The 18,776-nt window shown below is 40.0% G+C and carries 13 protein-coding genes; 12 read left to right on the top strand and 1 reads right to left on the bottom strand.

All coding sequences use genetic code 11. The features are described 5' to 3' along the window. The first annotated feature begins 51 nt into the window (after window positions 1-51). The 10 genes from rplL (at window position 52) to O7776_RS19755 (ending at window position 16,089) form a co-directional block, all read left to right on the top strand. Window positions 52-414, top strand: a complete 363-nt coding sequence (gene rplL / locus O7776_RS19800) for a 50S ribosomal protein L7/L12 (protein WP_274308586.1) — start codon at window positions 52-54, stop codon at window positions 412-414. A gap of 112 nt (window positions 415-526) precedes the next feature. After that, on the top strand, window positions 527-1,129 hold the full coding sequence (locus O7776_RS19795; protein ID WP_274308585.1) for a class I SAM-dependent methyltransferase: 603 nt from the start codon (window positions 527-529) through the stop codon (window positions 1,127-1,129). A 254-nt stretch (window positions 1,130-1,383) separates the two neighbouring features. Next, window positions 1,384-4,944: a DNA-directed RNA polymerase subunit beta gene (gene rpoB, locus O7776_RS19790; RefSeq protein ID WP_274308584.1), complete on the top strand. Its 3,561-nt coding sequence runs from the start codon at window positions 1,384-1,386 to the stop codon at window positions 4,942-4,944. A gap of 157 nt (window positions 4,945-5,101) precedes the next feature. Then, window positions 5,102-8,779: a DNA-directed RNA polymerase subunit beta' gene (rpoC, locus tag O7776_RS19785; protein WP_274308583.1), complete on the top strand. Its 3,678-nt coding sequence runs from the start codon at window positions 5,102-5,104 to the stop codon at window positions 8,777-8,779. Between the two features lie 219 nt (window positions 8,780-8,998). Then, complete coding sequence (locus tag O7776_RS19780) at window positions 8,999-9,214, top strand: ribosomal L7Ae/L30e/S12e/Gadd45 family protein (protein ID WP_274310552.1); 216 nt, start codon at window positions 8,999-9,001, stop codon at window positions 9,212-9,214. 100 nt (window positions 9,215-9,314) lie between these two features. Continuing rightward, window positions 9,315-9,734, top strand: coding sequence for a 30S ribosomal protein S12 (gene rpsL, locus O7776_RS19775; RefSeq protein WP_241370731.1), 420 nt, complete (start codon window positions 9,315-9,317; stop codon window positions 9,732-9,734). A gap of 41 nt (window positions 9,735-9,775) precedes the next feature. Next, a complete protein-coding gene (gene rpsG, locus O7776_RS19770; RefSeq protein ID WP_241370732.1) occupies window positions 9,776-10,246 on the top strand; it encodes a 30S ribosomal protein S7 in 471 nt (156 codons plus the stop codon). An 82-nt stretch (window positions 10,247-10,328) separates the two neighbouring features. Continuing rightward, window positions 10,329-12,407: an elongation factor G gene (gene fusA / locus O7776_RS19765; protein WP_274308582.1), complete on the top strand. Its 2,079-nt coding sequence runs from the start codon at window positions 10,329-10,331 to the stop codon at window positions 12,405-12,407. Between the two features lie 134 nt (window positions 12,408-12,541). Then, a complete protein-coding gene (gene tuf, locus O7776_RS19760) occupies window positions 12,542-13,729 on the top strand; it encodes an elongation factor Tu (RefSeq protein WP_241370734.1) in 1,188 nt (395 codons plus the stop codon). Between the two features lie 182 nt (window positions 13,730-13,911). Further along, window positions 13,912-16,089 (top strand): malate synthase G, encoded by a 2,178-nt coding sequence (locus tag O7776_RS19755; RefSeq protein WP_274308581.1) that lies wholly within the window; start codon window positions 13,912-13,914, stop codon window positions 16,087-16,089. Between the two features lie 41 nt (window positions 16,090-16,130). On the opposite strand, the gene O7776_RS19750 is transcribed toward O7776_RS19755, so the two are convergent. Beyond that, entirely contained in the window at window positions 16,131-17,018 is an 888-nt protein-coding gene (locus O7776_RS19750) for a LysR family transcriptional regulator (protein WP_274308580.1), read from the bottom strand. 104 nt (window positions 17,019-17,122) lie between these two features. On the opposite strand from O7776_RS19750, the gene O7776_RS19745 reads away from it, so the two are divergent. Both O7776_RS19745 and O7776_RS19740 read left to right on the top strand, forming a co-directional pair. Next, the gene (locus tag O7776_RS19745) at window positions 17,123-17,803 is read left to right on the top strand and encodes a response regulator transcription factor (protein WP_274308579.1); all 681 of its coding nucleotides are present in this window, start codon (window positions 17,123-17,125) and stop codon (window positions 17,801-17,803) included. Next, window positions 17,800-18,771 carry a sensor histidine kinase gene (locus O7776_RS19740; RefSeq protein ID WP_274308578.1) on the top strand — a complete coding sequence of 324 codons (972 nt, stop codon included), beginning with the start codon at window positions 17,800-17,802 and terminating at the stop codon, window positions 18,769-18,771. The genes O7776_RS19745 and O7776_RS19740 overlap by 4 nt, the downstream gene beginning before the upstream one ends. The last annotated feature ends 5 nt before the right edge of the window (window positions 18,772-18,776 follow it).

Genomic DNA, 18,776 nt, shown 5'->3' with positions numbered 1-18,776 from the left:
TCTCGGCTTAACGGCCTAAAAACAATAAACATCCAATAGGAGGAAATTAAAATGAACAAAGAGCAAATCTTAGAAGCTATCAAAGCTATGACAGTTCTAGAATTAAACGATTTAGTAAAAGCAATCGAAGAAGAATTCGGTGTAACAGCAGCAGCTCCTGTAGCTGTAGTTGCTGGTGGTGCTGCTGGCGCTGCTGAAGAAAAAACAGAATTTGATGTAGTATTAGCTTCTGCTGGTGCTGAAAAAATCAAAGTAATCAAAGTGGTTCGTGAAATCACTGGTTTAGGTTTAAAAGAAGCTAAAGAGGTTGTTGACAACGCTCCTAAAGCTCTTAAAGAAGGTATCTCTAAAGAAGAAGCTGAAGGAATCAAGTCTAAACTTGAAGAAGTTGGCGCTTCTGTAGAAGTTAAATAATTTTAGTTTAACTTACTTTACTAAGTCATGTGCTTAGTTGTATAAGGGAAGCTCGTCACAATTTTGCGGCGAGCTTTTCTTTATTTACATCTATCTAGGAGGCGTGTTACACATGTCTGAACATTATTATTCAAATAAACCTCAAACGGAAAGTAAACCACGCCAATGGAAGTTTACTTTATTAGGATATACATTTACATTTGAAACAGATGCCGGTGTATTTAGTAAAAGCGAAGTAGATTTTGGTTCCCGTGTGTTAATTGATGCCTTTGAAATGCCCGAAGTAGAAGGTGTTGTGCTTGATGTTGGTTGTGGCTATGGACCGATTGGTTTATCAATCGCAAAGGATCATCCGGAGCGTGAAGTGTTAATGATGGATATTAATACACGTGCTATTGGTTTATCGCGAAAAAACGCCGAGCTAAACGGGATTCAAAATGTGCGTATTTTTGAAAGTGATGGCCTAAGTGCTGTGGAAGCTGGGACACAAGCTGCTGCCATTTTAACAAATCCCCCGATTCGTGCAGGGAAAGAAACAATTTTTAGATTTTATGATCAAGCCTATGAATTGTTAGTGACGAATGGTGAGCTGTGGGTAGTGATTCAGAAGAAACAAGGTGCGCCATCGACGGTAAGTCATTTAGAAGAGCTATTTACGGAAGTAGATGTTGTTGAGAAGAAAAAAGGATATTGGATCGTACGTGCAAAAAAATAAGTAAGATTCGTTTCAAATATTGACTTGACAAATCGACTATGATAACATGATACAATGCAAAATTATTATTTTGAGGTAGTATGCCCTTTTGCATAACTTAAACATTATTACGGGTATACTTACTAAGAATAAGTTAAGTTTAACCGAAAATGAGGTTTTATTAAAAGTCTCGTTTTCTTTTTGTCTTTCGAAATCATACACTATTTGTATGGTTTTGCAAAGACCTATTATCGCTTTATTGAGGGGTGAATGAGTTGACAGGTCAACTAGTTCAGTACGGACAACACCGCCAGCGTAGAAGCTTTGCGCGTATTAGTGAGGTGCTGGAACTTCCGAATTTAATCGAGATCCAAACAGCATCTTATGAGTGGTTCCTTGAAGAAGGATTGCGTGAGATGTTCCACGACATTTCTCCAATCGAAGATTTTACAGGAAATCTTTCATTAGAATTCGTCGACTATACATTAGGAGACCCTAAGTATGATGTTGATGAGTGTAAAGAACGTGACGTAACTTACGCTGCACCATTACGTGTGAAAGTTCGTTTACACAACAAAGAAACAAACGAAGTAAAAGAGCAAGATGTCTTCATGGGTGACTTCCCATTAATGACAGAAACAGGAACGTTTATCATTAACGGTGCTGAACGTGTTATCGTATCTCAGTTAGTTCGTTCTCCAAGTGTATACTTCAACGAAAAAACAGATAAGAACGGTAAAAAAGGCTTCGGCGCAACAGTTATTCCAAACCGTGGTGCATGGCTAGAATACGAAACTGATGCAAAAGATGTCGTTTACGTTCGTATCGACCGCACACGTAAATTACCAGTAACAGTACTTTTACGTGCGTTAGGTTTTGGCACTGACCAAGAAATTATTGATATCATTGGCGACAATGAATATTTACGTAATACGTTAGAAAAAGATAATACAGAAGGTACTGAAAAGGCTCTTCTTGAAATCTATGAGCGTTTACGTCCAGGTGAACCACCAACAGTTGAATCAGCGAAGAATTTATTATATTCTCGTTTCTTCGATGCTAAACGTTATGATTTAGCGAATGTTGGTCGTTACAAAATGAACAAAAAGCTTCACATCAAAAACCGTTTATTCAACCAAACGGTAGCTGAAACAATTGTGAATCCAGAAACTGGTGAAATTCTAGTAGAAGCAGGTACGTTATTAGATCGCCGTACGTTAGATAAGCTAATTCCAGCTTTAGAAGACGGCGCTGGCTTCAAAACACTAAACCAAAACGGTGGCGTGTTAGAAGACGCTGTAACAATCCAATCAATTAAAATTTTTGCACCAAACGATGAAGCGCAAAAAGAAATCAATGTTATTTCAAACGCTTATATTGAGGAAGAAGTGAAAAACCTTACTCCAGCAGATATCCTTGCTTCTGTATCGTACTTCTTCAACTTATTATATGCCGTAGGTAACACAGACGATATCGACCATTTAGGTAACCGTCGTTTACGTTCAGTTGGTGAATTATTACAAAACCAATTCCGTATCGGTTTATCTCGTATGGAACGTGTAGTACGTGAGCGTATGTCTATCAATGACACAGCAGCTATCGTACCACAACAATTAATCAATATCCGTCCAGTTATCGCATCGATTAAAGAGTTCTTCGGATCTTCTCAGTTATCTCAATTCATGGACCAAACAAACCCATTAGCAGAGTTAACGCACAAACGTCGTTTATCTGCATTAGGGCCAGGTGGTTTAACACGTGAGCGCGCAGGTATGGAAGTACGTGACGTTCACTACTCTCACTATGGTCGTATGTGTCCAATCGAGACACCTGAGGGACCAAACATCGGTCTTATCAACTCTTTATCTTCATTCGCAAAAGTTAACAAGTTTGGCTTTATCGAAACACCTTATCGCCGAGTTAATCCGGAAACAGGTGCTGTAACGGAAGCAATCCATTACTTAACCGCTGACGAAGAAGATAACTATGTAGTAGCACAAGCAAACTCTGAATTAACTGCAGAGCGTACTTTTGCAAAAGAAGAAGTGGTAGGTCGTTTCCGTGGGGATAACACAGTATTCAACCGCGATCGCATCGACTACATGGATGTATCTCCAAAACAAGTAGTATCTGCTGCCACTGCATGTATTCCGTTCTTAGAAAACGACGACTCAAACCGTGCGTTAATGGGTGCGAACATGCAACGTCAAGCTGTTCCTTTACTATATCCAAACGCTCCGTTCGTTGGTACTGGTATGGAGCACGTTGACGCTCGTGACTCTGGTGCTGCTGTAGTTGCTAAAAAACACGGGATTGTTGAGCACGTAGAAGCTCGCTCTATCCACGTTCGTACAATCGAAGAGGTTGACGGCAAAGAAGTGAAAGGCGACTTAATTAAGTACAAATTACAAAAATTCATCCGTTCAAACCAAGGTACTTCATATAACCAACGTCCAATCGTAAAAGTTGGCGACCGTGTAAAACCTCGTGATATTTTAGCTGATGGTCCTTCAATGGAACGTGGCGAATTAGCACTTGGTCAAAACGTACTTGTTGCGTTCATGACATGGGACGGCTTCAACTACGAGGATGCTGTTATTATGAGTGAGCGCCTTGTAAAAGATGATGTATATACTTCTGTTCATATTGAAGAATATGAATCAGAATCACGTGATACGAAGCTTGGACCTGAAGAAATCACACGTGACATTCCAAACGTAGGTGAAGATGCACTTCGTAACCTAGATGACCGCGGAATTATCCGTATCGGTGCGGAAGTACGTGACGGTGACATTTTAGTAGGTAAAGTTACGCCTAAAGGGGTTACAGAGTTAACTGCTGAAGAACGTTTATTACATGCTATCTTCGGTGAAAAAGCACGTGAAGTACGTGACACGTCACTACGTGTACCACACGGCGCTGGCGGTATCATCCTAGATGTTAAAGTCTTCAACCGTGAAGATGGAGACGAATTACCACCAGGTGTTAACCAATTAGTTCGTGCTTATATTGTTCAAAAACGTAAAATCCGCGTTGGAGACAAAATGGCCGGACGTCACGGTAACAAAGGGGTAATCTCACGAATCTTACCAGAAGAAGATATGCCATTCATGCCAGACGGCACACCAGTGGATATCATGCTTAACCCACTTGGGGTTCCTTCTCGTATGAACATCGGACAAGTATTAGAGCTTCACTTAGGTATGGCTGCACGCTACTTAGGCGTACACATGGCTACACCAGTATTTGACGGCGCTAACGAAGAAGATGTTTGGGAAACGATGGAAGAAGCTGGTATGAATCGTGACGGTAAAACAATTCTTTATGATGGACGTTCAGGTGAACCATTCGACAGCCGCGTTTCTGTTGGGATCATGTACATGATCAAGTTAGCGCACATGGTTGATGATAAACTTCACGCACGTTCAACTGGTCCTTACTCGTTAGTAACGCAACAACCGCTTGGTGGTAAAGCACAATTCGGTGGTCAACGTTTCGGTGAGATGGAGGTATGGGCACTTGAAGCATACGGTGCTGCTTACACGTTACAAGAGATTTTAACTGTAAAATCAGATGACGTTGTAGGTCGTGTGAAAACATACGAAGCAATCGTTAAAGGTGAAAGCGTTCCAGAACCAGGTGTACCAGAATCATTTAAAGTATTAATTAAAGAACTTCAATCATTAGGTATGGATGTGAAGATGCTTACAATCAACGACGAGGAAGTAGAATTACGCGACCTTGACGATGAAGATGAAGTAGCTGTTGCACCAGCTCCAGAAATGGAACACAAAGCTAATGGTGATAAAGAAGACCCAGTAGAGTCATTTGAATAATTTCAAATTGAATCGGGCAGGTATATGCCCTGCCCGATTTTTCTTGTATAACGATTAAAAAAAGCAAATTTCATAATGGCCTAGAATGAAATTTTTGCAATTGCAGAGCTACAATGAAAAGTCATTTAAGACTTATAACTAAAGGGAGGTAGGCTCCTTGATCGATGTTAATGAATTTGAATATATGAAAATTGGTTTAGCTTCTCCGGACAAGATTCGTTCTTGGTCATATGGTGAAGTTAAAAAACCAGAAACAATCAACTACCGTACATTAAAACCAGAAAAAGATGGTCTATTCTGTGAACGTATTTTCGGACCAACGAAAGACTGGGAATGCCACTGTGGTAAATATAAGCGTGTACGTTATAAAGGTGTCGTTTGTGACCGTTGTGGCGTAGAAGTAACACGTGCAAAAGTTCGTCGTGAACGTCAAGGGCACATCGAACTTGCAGCACCTGTATCGCACATTTGGTACTTCAAAGGTATTCCAAGTCGTATGGGTCTTATTTTAGACATGTCTCCACGTGCATTAGAAGAAGTAATTTACTTTGCTTCTTATGTTGTAATCGAGCCAGGTCAAACAGCTTTAGGCTTTAAAGATTTACTTTCTGAAAAAGAATATCGTGCATACCGTGAAAAATACGGTAACGAATTCGAAGCGGCAATGGGTGCTGAAGCAATCAAACGCCTTTTAGAAAAAATCGATTTAGAAGATGAAACAGCTGTATTAAAAGAAGAATTAAAATCTGCACAAGGCCAACGCCGTACACGTGCAATTAAACGTTTAGAAGTAGTAGAAGCATTCCGTAACTCAGGTAACAAACCAGAGTGGATGATTTTAGACGTACTACCAGTAATTCCACCAGAGCTTCGTCCAATGGTGCAATTAGATGGTGGCCGTTTTGCAACTTCTGACTTAAATGACCTTTACCGTCGTGTAATCAACCGTAACAACCGTTTAAAACGTTTACTGGATCTTGGTGCACCAAGCATCATCGTACAAAACGAAAAACGTATGTTACAAGAAGCGGTTGATGCATTAATCGATAACGGTCGTCGTGGTCGCCCTGTAACAGGTCCTGGTAACCGTCCTTTAAAATCACTTTCACATATGTTGAAAGGGAAACAAGGTCGTTTCCGTCAAAACTTACTTGGTAAACGTGTAGACTATTCTGGTCGTTCGGTTATCGTAGTAGGTCCAAACTTAAAAATGTACCAATGTGGTCTTCCTAAAGAAATGGCAATCGAACTATTCAAGCCTTTCGTAATGAAAGAATTAGTGGAACGTGGCCTTGCTCATAACATTAAGAGTGCAAAGCGTAAAATTGAGCGCTTGCACAATGAAGTATGGGACGTTTTAGAAGACGTAATTCGTGAGCATCCGGTATTACTTAACCGTGCACCGACGCTTCACCGCCTTGGTATTCAAGCATTCGAGCCTACATTAGTAGAAGGCCGTGCGATTCGTCTTCACCCGTTAGTATGTACAGCTTACAACGCTGACTTCGATGGTGACCAAATGGCGGTTCACGTTCCATTATCAGCAGAAGCGCAAGCAGAAGCTCGTTTATTAATGTTAGCAGCACAAAACATCCTTAACCCGAAAGATGGTAAACCAGTAGTAACACCATCTCAAGATATGGTATTAGGTAACTATTACTTAACGCTTGAGCGTGAAAATGCTCGTGGTGAAGGTGCAATCTTTAACAACTCAAATGAAGTGCTAATTGCATACCAAAATGGTCATGTACATTTACACTCTCGTATTGCGATTAAAGCAAGCTCATTAAACAACCCAACGTTTACAGAAGAACAAAATAAAATGTTCTTATTAACTACGGTTGGTAAGGTAATCTTCAACGAAATTTTACCGAAGTCATTCCCTTATGTTAACGAGCCTACTGCTACAAACTTAGAACAAAAAACACCTGAGAAATACTTCGTTAACTTGACAATTGACGAAGAATTACAAAAAGAAATCGAAGCTACAGAAGGCTATGCAGATTTATCTGAAACAGAAAAAATCGAAGCGCAACGTCGTGCTGTGTTAGCGAAACACTTCACAAACATACCTGTAGTAGATCCTTTCCGTAAAAAATTCTTAGGAAATGTCATCGCTGAAGTATTTAAAGAGTTCCATATTACGGAAACTTCTAAAATGCTTGACCGCATGAAAAACTTAGGTTTCAAATACTCTACTCGTGCAGGTATTACTGTAGGTGTATCTGACATCGTCGTATTACCAGACAAAGGTGTAATCCTTGAAGAAGCACAAGGTAAAGTAGATAAAGTAATGGTTCAATTCCGTCGTGGTTTAATTACGGAAGAAGAACGTTATAACCGTGTAATTAACGTATGGACAGCTGCGAAGGACGAAATCCAAGGCAAGCTGATGAAATCATTACAAAAAACAAACCCAATCTTCATGATGTCTGACTCTGGTGCCCGTGGTAACGCATCGAACTTTACTCAGTTAGCAGGTATGCGTGGTCTGATGGCCAACCCGGCTGGTCGAATCATCGAGTTACCAATCAAGTCTTCATTCCGTGAAGGTTTAACAGTATTAGAGTACTTCATCTCAACACACGGTGCGCGTAAAGGTCTAGCCGATACAGCACTTAAAACTGCCGATTCAGGTTACTTAACTCGTCGTTTAGTAGACGTTGCACAAGATGTTATCGTTCGTGAAGACGACTGTGGTACTGATCGCGGTTTATTAATCGGTTCGTTAATGGAAGGCAATGAACTTATCGAAGCATTAGATGAGCGTATTGTCGGTCGTTATGTGAAGAAAACAGTTCGCCACCCAGAAACTGGAGCGGTTATCGTAGAGCGTGATGGCTTAATTACACAAGATGTTGCTCGTGCAATTGAAGAAGCGGGTATCGAAGAAATTACAATTCGTTCTGCATTCACATGTAATACAAAACATGGCGTATGTAAAAAATGTTACGGCATGAACTTAGCTACTGGTGAAGAGGTAGAAGTTGGTGAAGCGGTAGGTATTATCGCAGCACAATCTATCGGTGAGCCAGGTACGCAGTTAACAATGCGTACATTCCATACAGGTGGGGTAGCCGGTAACGATATCACACAAGGTCTTCCACGTATCCAAGAAATCTTTGAGGCGCGTAATCCAAAAGGGCAAGCGGTTATCTCTGAAATCACTGGTAAAGTAATCGAAATCGATGAAATCCGTGAAGGTCTAAAAGAAGTAACAATTCAAGGTGACGTTGAAACACGTAAGTACCAAGCACCTTACAATGCTCGTTTAAAAGTAGTTGAAGGTGACATGATTGTTGCAGGTCAAACTTTATCTGAAGGTTCGATCGATCCAAAACAATTATTAAAAGTAAAAGACGTATCAACAGTTCAAGAATATTTACTAAAAGAAGTACAAAAAGTATACCGTATGCAAGGGGTAGAAATCGGTGACAAACACATCGAGGTAATGGTCCGCCAAATGCTTCGTAAAGTGCGTGTAATCGAAGCTGGTGACACGGATTTATTACCAGGTTCATTACTTGACATTCACCAATTCTCTGAGGCAAATGTTGATGTTGTATTAAACGGTAAAACACCAGCAACTTGTCGTCCTGTTATCTTAGGTATTACAAAAGCTTCTCTTGAAACAGAATCATTCTTATCTGCTGCATCATTCCAAGAAACAACTCGAGTGTTAACGGATGCTGCAATTAAAGGTAAACGTGATGAGCTTCTAGGTCTGAAGGAAAACGTAATTATCGGTAAACTAGTTCCGGCTGGTACAGGTATGCAACGTTACCGTCAAATCCGTATGGAGCAAGATGAGAAAGAAGTAACTACAGCTGAATAAGTCTTTCAATGAATACAATTCCGGTAGGGGTCAATCCCTACCGGAGTTTTTCTAATAAAATTTATTGAGTTAAAATGAATCAGAAATCTTTTCATAAGATATTAGTTGACAGTGTAAGTTTGGAATGATAATATATTGAAGGTTGATAGTTAACTGTCTGTACTTACTTGGGAGGATATGAAAATATCTTATGATTAAGTAAAACACGCCAGTGAAACAATCATAGGTATAAAGCAAGCAGTGAAAGCAATGCGTGCTGGACAAGTAACAGCTCTTTTCGTCGCAATTGATGCAGACAATTGGGTAACCGATCCGGCCATTCTTCTCGCGAAAGAAATCGGTGTACCATTTTACCACGTCGATTCAAAGAAAGAACTTGGAAAAGCTTGCGGCATTCATGTTGGAGCTGCGGTTGTTGCGATTACTGCGATGTAGTTTTTGTGTAAAAATACACAAAGACTTTGTTTTTGCCCAAAAAATGAACCACCTGGATGTGTGGTATTAAAACAAGGAAAAATGAAGGGAGGACAAATCGATGCCTACAATTAACCAATTATTACGTAAGCCTCGTCAATCTAAAAGCACGAAATCAAAATCTCCAGCATTAAACAAAGGATATAACTCATTTAAAAAATCTTTAACTGATGTTAAATCTCCACAAAAACGCGGAGTTTGTACTCGTGTAGGTACAATGACACCACGTAAACCAAACTCAGCTTTACGTAAATACGCTCGTGTACGCTTAACTAACCAACTTGAGGTTACTGCGTATATCCCAGGTGAAGGCCATAACTTACAAGAACACAGTGTAGTTCTTATTCGTGGCGGACGCGTAAAAGACTTAGCGGGTGTTCGTTACCATATCGTACGTGGTGCTCTTGATACAGCTGGTGTAAACGGTCGTTTACAATCACGTTCTAAATACGGAACAAAACGCCCTAAAGAAAAAAAATAATTTAAATTTAAATAAACCACTATTTGAAAGGAGGAAAACACATGCCTCGTAAAGGTCCTGTTTCCAAACGTGACGTGTTACCAGATCCAATTTATAATTCAAAACTAGTAACTCGTTTAATCAACAAAATGATGATTGATGGTAAAAGAGGTACTTCTCAAAAGATTTTATACGGAGCTTTCGAATTAGTTCAAGAGCGTTCGGGTCAAAATGCTTTAGAAGTATTTGAAGCTGCATTAAACAACGTAATGCCAGTATTAGAAGTACGCGCTCGCCGTGTTGGTGGTTCTAACTACCAAGTACCAGTTGAAGTTCGTCCAGAACGTCGTACAACTTTAGGTTTACGTTACCTAGTTAACTACTCTCGTCTTCGTGGTGAAAAAACTATGGAAGAGCGTTTAGCTAACGAAATCTTAGATGCATCAAACAACACTGGTGCTTCAGTTAAGAAACGTGAAGATATGCACAAAATGGCAGAAGCGAACAAAGCATTCGCTCACTACCGTTGGTAATTTAATCTATGCTCTAGCTTGCTAGGGCTTAGGTTTTTTACTTACTTATATAGCTACCCCAATATGGAAGGAGAAATTTCCTATGAAACGCGAATTCTCTCTAGAGAATACACGTAATATTGGGATCATGGCTCACATTGATGCTGGTAAAACAACAACAACTGAGCGTATCCTTTATTACACTGGTAAGATTCATAAAATCGGTGAAACTCATGATGGCGGTTCTCAAATGGACTGGATGGAGCAAGAACAAGAGCGTGGTATCACGATCACTTCTGCTGCAACAACAGCTCAATGGAACGGTCACCGTATCAACATCATCGATACTCCTGGACACGTAGACTTCACTGTAGAAGTAGAACGTTCTTTACGTGTTCTTGATGGTGCTGTAACAGTATTAGATGCTCAATCAGGTGTTGAGCCTCAAACTGAAACAGTATGGCGTCAAGCTACTACATACGGGGTTCCTCGTATCGTATTCATCAACAAAATGGACAAAATGGGTGCAGACTTCTTATATTCTGTAGGAACTTTACACGATCGTTTACAAGCGAACGCTCACCCAATCCAATTACCAATCGGTGCTGAAGACGAGTTCTCAGCTATCATCGACTTAATCGAAATGAACGCTACGTTCTACGGTAACGAAGATGGTACTGCAGTAACTGTTGGTGAGATTCCAGAATCTCATAAAGCACAAGCTGAAGAGTACCGTGAGAAATTAATCGACGCTGTTGCAAGTGTTGATGAAGATCTTATGGAGAAATACTTAGAAGGCGAAGAAATTACTAAAGAAGAATTAAAAGCGGCTATCCGTAAAGCTACTATTGCGGTAGAATTCTACCCAGTACTTTGTGGTACAGCATTCAAACACAAAGGTGTTCGTAAAATGCTAGACGCAGCTGTTGATTACTTACCAGCTCCAACTGATGTTCCTGACATTAAAGGTACAGACGTTGATGGCGAAGAAGAAATCATCCGTCACTCTTCTGATGAAGAGCCATTCTCAGCTCTTGCATTCAAAGTAATGACTGACCCATTCGTAGGTAAATTAACATTCTTCCGTGTGTATTCAGGTACATTAGAATCTGGTTCATACGTACAAAACTCTTCTAAAGGTAAACGTGAGCGCGTAGGTCGTATCCTACAAATGCACGCTAACTCTCGTGAAGAGATTTCTAAAGTATTCGCTGGGGATATCGCAGCAGCAGTAGGTCTTAAAGATACTACTACTGGTGACACTTTATGTGACGAGAAAAACCTTGTTATCTTAGAGTCAATGGAATTCCCTGAGCCAGTAATTTCTCTTTCTGTAGAACCAAAATCTAAAGCTGACCAAGATAAAATGGGTCAAGCATTAGCTAAACTACAAGAAGAAGATCCAACTTTCCGTGCTCACACTGACACAGAAACTGGACAAACAATCATCTCTGGTATGGGTGAGTTACACTTAGACATCCTAGTTGACCGTATGAAACGTGAATTTAAAGTAGAAGCTAACGTAGGTGCTCCAATGGTATCTTACCGTGAGACATTCCGTGGCTCTGCAAAAGTTCAAGGTAAATTCACTCGTCAATCTGGTGGTCGCGGTCAATACGGTGACGTAACGATCGAGTTCTCTCCAAACGAAGAGGGTAAAGGCTTTGAATTCGAAAACGCTATCGTTGGTGGTGTAGTACCTCGTGAATACATTCCTGCAGTAGAAGCGGGTCTTCGTGACTCTCTTGACCGCGGTGTAGTAGCTGGTTACCCACTAATCGACATTAAAGCGAAATTAGTATTCGGTTCTTACCATGACGTTGACTCGAATGAGATGGCGTTCAAAATTGCTGCATCTATGGCATTAAAAGAAGCTGCGAAGCGTTGTGACGCAGTAATTTTAGAGCCAATGATGAAAGTAGAAGTTGTAATTCCAGAAGAGTACCTTGGTGATATCATGGGTAACATTACTGCTCGTCGCGGACGCGTTGAGGGTATGGAAGCTCGCGGTAACTCTCAAGTAGTACGTTCTATGGTTCCACTATCTGAAATGTTCGGATATGCTACAACTTTACGTTCTGCAACTCAAGGTCGCGGTGTATTCTCAATGACATTCGATCATTATGAAGAAGTACCAAAATCAATTGCAGAAGACATCATCAAAAAAAATAAAGGTGAATAATTGAAATTTCATCTTGTTTAAAGTATAACTAATTTGTAAACTATGATTGACTGATTATAGATGGGCCCATTTATAATCAGCAATCTTAGAATAAATTTAAAAAATAAAACATATCTCTGAGGAGGCAATTTCAAATGGCTAAAGAAAAATTTGACCGTTCAAAAACACATGCTAACGTTGGTACTATCGGACACGTTGACCATGGTAAAACTACTTTAACTGCTGCTATCGCAACAGTATTATCAAAAGCAATGGGTGGAGAAGCTAAATCTTACGCTGACATCGACAACGCACCAGAAGAAAAAGAGCGTGGTATCACAATCAACACTTCTCACGTTGAATATGAAACTGCAACTCGTCACTACGCACACGTAGACTGCCCAGGACACGCTGACTATGTTAAAAACATGATCACTGGTGCTGCACAAATGGACGGCGGTATCTTAGTAGTATCTGCTGCTGACGGCCCAATGCCACAAACTCGTGAGCACATCTTACTTTCTAAACAAGTAGGTGTTCCTTACTTAGTAGTATTCATGAACAAATGTGATATGGTTGATGACGAAGAATTATTAGAATTAGTAGAAATGGAAATCCGTGACTTACTATCTGAATATGACTTCCCAGGCGACGACCTACCAGTAATCAAAGGTTCAGCTCTTAAAGCATTAGAAGGCGAACCAGAATGGGAAGCTAAAATTATCGAATTAATGGACGCTGTTGATTCTTACATCCCAACTCCAGAACGTCAAACTGACAAACCATTCATGATGCCAGTAGAGGACGTATTCTCTATCACTGGTCGTGGTACAGTAGCAACTGGCCGTGTTGAACGTGGTCAAGTTAAAGTTGGTGACGTTGTAGAAGTTATCGGTATCGAAGAAGAAGCTAAAACTACAACTGTAACTGGTGTAGAAATGTTCCGTAAATTATTAGATTACGCTGAAGCTGGTGACAACATCGGTGCTTTATTACGTGGTATCGCTCGTGAAGATATCCAACGTGGTCAAGTATTAGCTAAACCAGGTTCAATCACTCCACACACAAACTTCAAAGCTGAAGTTTATGTATTATCAAAAGAAGAGGGTGGACGTCACACTCCATTCTTCTCTAACTACCGTCCTCAGTTCTACTTCCGTACAACTGACGTAACTGGTATTTGTATGTTACCAGAAGGCGTAGAAATGGTTATGCCTGGCGATAACATCGAAATGACTGTAGAATTAATCGCTCCAATCGCTCTTGAAGAAGGTACTAAGTTCTCTATCCGTGAGGGTGGCCGTACTGTAGGCGCTGGCGTAGTTGCTTCTATCCAAAAATAATTTTAGCTTATAGCTAATTTTCTAAAACACCTCGTAGGGACGCTTGCGAGGTGTTTTTTTGTATACAATATAGTTAAAGTGCATAATGTTTATTCAAAATATGTATTTTATTTATAGTACCTCCTTCAAGTATAATTTTCCTTAAGAACAGGGGATACAATTACTTAAAGGGGGATTTTTTTATGACGAATTATGTACAGGTAGGAAATTTACAAGTTGCTGAGCAATTAGCAAATTTTATTAATAATCGTGTATTACCTGAAAGCGGTGTAGAACAGGATAGCTTTTGGGCAGGCTTTGACCAATTAATTCATGAGTTAGCACTAGAAAATAAAGCGCTATTAGCTCGTCGTGAGGAGTTACAAACGCAAATTAATGAGTGGCATAAAGAAAATAAAGAAAACTTAAACTTTGATCAGTATAAAGCTTTTTTACAAGAAATCGGCTACTTAGGACCAAAAGTAGAGGATTATAAAGTTGAAACAGAAAATGTAGATGATGAGATTACGATACAAGCAGGCCCTCAGCTAGTAGTACCTGTAAATAATGCACGCTATGCAATTAATGCAGCAAATGCACGCTGGGGTAGTTTGTATGATGCGCTTTATGGCACGGATGTTATTAGTGACGAAGATGGAGCTGCAGCAGGTAAAGGCTACAATCCGACGCGTGGAAATAAAGTAATTGCCTATGCAAAGGATTTTTTAAATAAGGCGGCTGCGTTACAGCAAGGTTCGCATGCAGATGTAACAAGCTACGTAATTGTCGATGGTGCCCTTGAAGTGACATTAGTAGATGGAACAAAAACAACTTTAGCTCAAGGTGAAAAGTTAGTTGGTTATCAAGGGAATGCTAGTACACCAACAGCCGTTTTACTAGTAAATAATGATCTACACATTGAAATCCAAATCGATCGTGCGCATCCAATTGGTAAAGATGATATGGCAGGCGTGAAGGATGTTTATTTAGAATCAGCAGTGACGACAATTATGGACTGCGAGGATTCTGTGGCGGCAGTAGATGCAGAAGACAAGGTTGAGGTGTATTCAAATTGGTTAGGTCTAATGAAGGGCGACCTTTCAGCAACATTTGAAAAAGGTTCGAAAACAATGACACGTACATTAAATCCAAACCGTGCATACACAGGGGTTAATGGAGAGGCTGTAACATTAAATGGTCGTTCGTTAATGTTTGTTCGTAATGTGGGGCATTTAATGACAAACCCAGCTATTTTAGATAACGACGGTAATGAAGTTCCTGAAGGCATTATGGACGGGGTTATTACGAGTTTAATTGCGAAGCATGAAGTGTTAGGTAGTGGTCAGCACAAAAATTCGCAAAAAGGTTCAGTGTACATTGTAAAACCAAAAATGCATGGTCCAGCAGAAGTAGCATTTGCCAATAAGTTATTTGCAAAAGTGGAAGATTTAATTGGCTTAGAGCGCTATACATTAAAAATTGGGGTTATGGATGAAGAACGTCGTACATCATTAAACTTGAAAGCATGTATTAAAGAAGTGAAAAATCGTGTTGTTTTCATTAACACAGGCTTCTTAGATCGTACGGGTGACGAAATTCATACATCAATGGAAGCTGGCGCAATGATTCGTAAAGGGGAAATGAAAGTATCGACTTGGTTAACTTCATATGAAAAATCAAATGTAATTGTTGGCCTAAATGCAGGATTACAAGGTCGCGCGCAAATAGGTAAAGGAATGTGGGCAATGCCGGATTTAATGGCTGAAATGATTAAGCAAAAGATTGGTCATCCGCAAGCAGGTGCGAATACAGCATGGGTTCCATCACCAACGGCAGCGACTTTACACGCAACGCATTACCATGAAGTAAATGTAAAAGATGTGCAAAAGGGGATTGCAACGTCTGAAGATTTACAGGATGCTATTTTACAAATTCCAGTTGCGCCATCTACAGATTGGTCGCCAGGGGAAATTCAACAAGAGTTGGATAACAACGCACAAGGAATTTTAGGTTATGTAGTGCGCTGGGTTGAGCATGGGGTTGGTTGTTCGAAAGTACCAGATATTAATAATATCGGCTTAATGGAAGACCGTGCAACACTGCGTATTTCTAGTCAGCATGTGGCGAACTGGCTACATCACGGTATTTGCACAACAGCGCAAGTGGAAGAAACGCTAAAGCGTATGGCAAAAGTAGTAGATGAACAAAATGCAGATGATGCGGCATATTCACCAATGTCGGCTAACTACGAGGATTCAGTAGCGTTCCAAGCTGCGAGCGATTTAGTGTTTAAAGGATATGATCAGCCAAGTGGCTATACAGAGCCGATTTTACACCAAAAACGTATTGAAGCAAAAGCAAAACAAAAAGTAAACGCTTAAAATATACGCCTAGTCATTGTGAAAGTGGACTAGGCGTTTTTCTATTGTAAAACAAACTCATGAGCAAGCTGAATGAATTCGCGCACCGAGTAAGGTAAATATTTATTTTTCTTCCACGTAATACCCAGTTCTAAGTAAATGGCATCTTCTTGAAATGGAATGCGCTTAATCGATTTATATGGAATCTTTTCAGCAATTTTTTGTGGTAAGAGCGCAATGCCGAGACGTGCTTGAACCATTTCAATGAATAAATCCTTTTGCGTTGTTTCACAGGCTATGTTCGGGTAAAATCCGTATTTTGAACATTCTTCAATAATACGATCAAATAGAATAAAATCTTTGCGATAAATAATAAATGCTTCGTTTATTAAATCGCTCATTGTAACTGCTTGCTGTTGTGCGAGAGGGTGATTTTCATGAACGATAAGCTGCAATGGATCTTTTAAAAAGCGAATCGTTTCTAAGTTTTCGTTTGTCGATGTGACACTGCATACGAGACCGATATCAAGTTCTCCTGTTTCGATTTCTTCACGAATACGCTTTGTACCAACTTCGGTCAATAATATTTCGATATATGGATTTTGCTCTTTATAAACACTAATAAGGCGTGAGAAAAATTCTGCTCCAACAATCGGCGGTATACCAATACGAATTTGACCCTTTTTTAGTTGCATGAGATCGGTTAATTCAGAACGCAGATTTTGAAATGATTCGAGCACCTGCATCGAGTTGATGAGTACAGCTTGCCCGGCGTCAGTCAGCTCGAGCTGCCTCGATGAGCGATAAAACAATGGTACACCAAGCTCAGCTTCAAAATTTTGAATGGCTTTACTGATAGATGGCTGCGAAACATGCAGAGTAGCAGCTGCCTTAGTGAAGCTTAGCTGCTTTGCGACTTCTACAAAATATTCAATTTGGCGAATATCCATTTTTTTCACCTCGGGTTGCAGTAATTGACTCGATTATAGCAAAATTTATACAGCTTGGAATATAGTGTATTTTGTATAATAGGAAGTAAGGAGTGTGATCGTAAATGAAAGTATTGTTAATAGAAGATGATGATTCGATTTTTTCACTAATTGCCGAGCGCTTTCGTCAATGGAATATTGATGTTGTCAGACCGGATGATTTTCATCAAGTGATGGCAACGTTTGTGAAAGATAAACCACAGCTAGTGTTAATTGATATTCAATTACCAGCATTTGACGGATTTCATTGGTGTCGAGAAATTCGAACAATCTCGAATGTACCTATTTTGTTTTTATCGTCACGTGATCACCCGATGGACATGGTGATGGCAATGCAAATGGGGGCCGATGATTTTGTGCAAAAGCCATTTCATATGGAGGTGCTGATTGCAAAGGTACAGGCATTATTGCGTCGTACATACGATTATCAAGAGACATCGCAAAGTGATAGTGAGCATTGGTGCGGGACAGAAATTAATTATGAACGAGCACTTGTCCAATTTCAAAATAGGCAGGTCGAGCTAACGAAAAATGAGCTGTTTATTTTAAAGGTTTTAGTGAAGGCAAAAGGGCAAATTGTCTCGCGGGATGACTTAATGCGTAAGCTATGGGACGATGAGCGTTTTGTAAATGACAATACACTAACCGTCAATGTTAATCGCTTACGCCAACGCTTAGAGGAAATTGGCTTACTCGATGTAATTGTTACAAAAAAGGGGCTTGGTTATATGGCGGTGAGTGAATGATTCGCTTATTTTTTAAGCAGCACCTTTTGTGGCTTGTATTTTTAGTAATGCTACAAGCTGTGACAAATTTAATTTTATTTGTAGATAAGGGCTTTCAAGGGATATCCTTTTTTTACATAAACCTTGTTTGGCTGGTGCTAATAGCAATGTTTTTATTGTGGCGTTATTTAATAGAGGTGCGAATGATGAGAGGCTATACAGCAGAAGGGAAAAGCTATGCTGAAGCAGTTAAGCTAGATTATGAGGAACGGCTTACACGTAATAAGGTAGAGCTGCAGGAGCAAAGACTGCTGCTATTAGAGCGTCAGGATGAGCTATTGGCATGGGTACATGAAATGAAATCACCAATGACTGCAATACAGTTACTTGTTGAACGCATGGAGGATTTGGAGGTAAAGGAGCGCTTTGAAACAGAGTGGCTACGACTCTATTTATTATTAGATCAGCAGCTCCATGCAACACGTCTGTTAACGATTGAGCAGGATAATCGAATTGAACGAGTGGCATTAAAAGATGTACTTGTGCAGGAAATAAAGGAGCTCCGTAGCTGGTGCTTTGAGAAGCGAATTGCGATTGAGTTAGAGGATGTGGAACTTGAGGTGCTAACAGACCGTAAATGGCTCGCCTTTATTGTACGCCAAATTTTATCGAATGCTGTGAAGTATAGTCATATAGGCGGTGAAGTTCAATTATCAACCGTTTCTAATAATGGACAGCTTGCTTTATTGATTCAAGATAACGGTGTAGGTATTAAGCAAGAAGATTTGCCACGTGTGTTTCGTAAATCGTATACAGGAACAATTGGTCGTGAAACAAGTGCAGCAACAGGCATGGGCTTGTATTTAGCTAAACAGGCAGCCGATTCGCTTCGGCTTAAGATAGTCATTGAATCTACTGAATCTATCGGAACAACAGTGAAAATTCTATTTCCAAAAGACAATATGTATAACGAAACGCTTCTTACGTGACAACT

The organism is Solibacillus daqui (assembly GCF_028747805.1).
Classification (GTDB): Bacteria; Bacillota; Bacilli; order Bacillales_A; family Planococcaceae; genus Solibacillus; species Solibacillus daqui.
The sequence above is the reverse complement of the archived record's forward strand: the minus strand, read 5'-3'. Positions and strand labels throughout refer to the sequence as shown.

What these genes read in the sequence shown, in the direction of transcription:
- O7776_RS19750 (WP_274308580.1), bottom strand. Translation starts at nt 17,018, where the DNA reads ATGGATATTCGCCAAATTGAATATTTTGTAGAAGTCGCAAAGCAGCTA.
- tuf (WP_241370734.1), top strand. Translation starts at nt 12,542, where the DNA reads ATGGCTAAAGAAAAATTTGACCGTTCAAAAACACATGCTAACGTTGGT.
- O7776_RS19740 (WP_274308578.1), top strand. Translation starts at nt 17,800, where the DNA reads ATGATTCGCTTATTTTTTAAGCAGCACCTTTTGTGGCTTGTATTTTTA.
- rpsL (WP_241370731.1), top strand. Translation starts at nt 9,315, where the DNA reads ATGCCTACAATTAACCAATTATTACGTAAGCCTCGTCAATCTAAAAGC.
- rplL (WP_274308586.1), top strand. Translation starts at nt 52, where the DNA reads ATGAACAAAGAGCAAATCTTAGAAGCTATCAAAGCTATGACAGTTCTA.
- O7776_RS19795 (WP_274308585.1), top strand. Translation starts at nt 527, where the DNA reads ATGTCTGAACATTATTATTCAAATAAACCTCAAACGGAAAGTAAACCA.
- O7776_RS19755 (WP_274308581.1), top strand. Translation starts at nt 13,912, where the DNA reads ATGACGAATTATGTACAGGTAGGAAATTTACAAGTTGCTGAGCAATTA.
- fusA (WP_274308582.1), top strand. Translation starts at nt 10,329, where the DNA reads ATGAAACGCGAATTCTCTCTAGAGAATACACGTAATATTGGGATCATG.
- O7776_RS19745 (WP_274308579.1), top strand. Translation starts at nt 17,123, where the DNA reads ATGAAAGTATTGTTAATAGAAGATGATGATTCGATTTTTTCACTAATT.
- rpsG (WP_241370732.1), top strand. Translation starts at nt 9,776, where the DNA reads ATGCCTCGTAAAGGTCCTGTTTCCAAACGTGACGTGTTACCAGATCCA.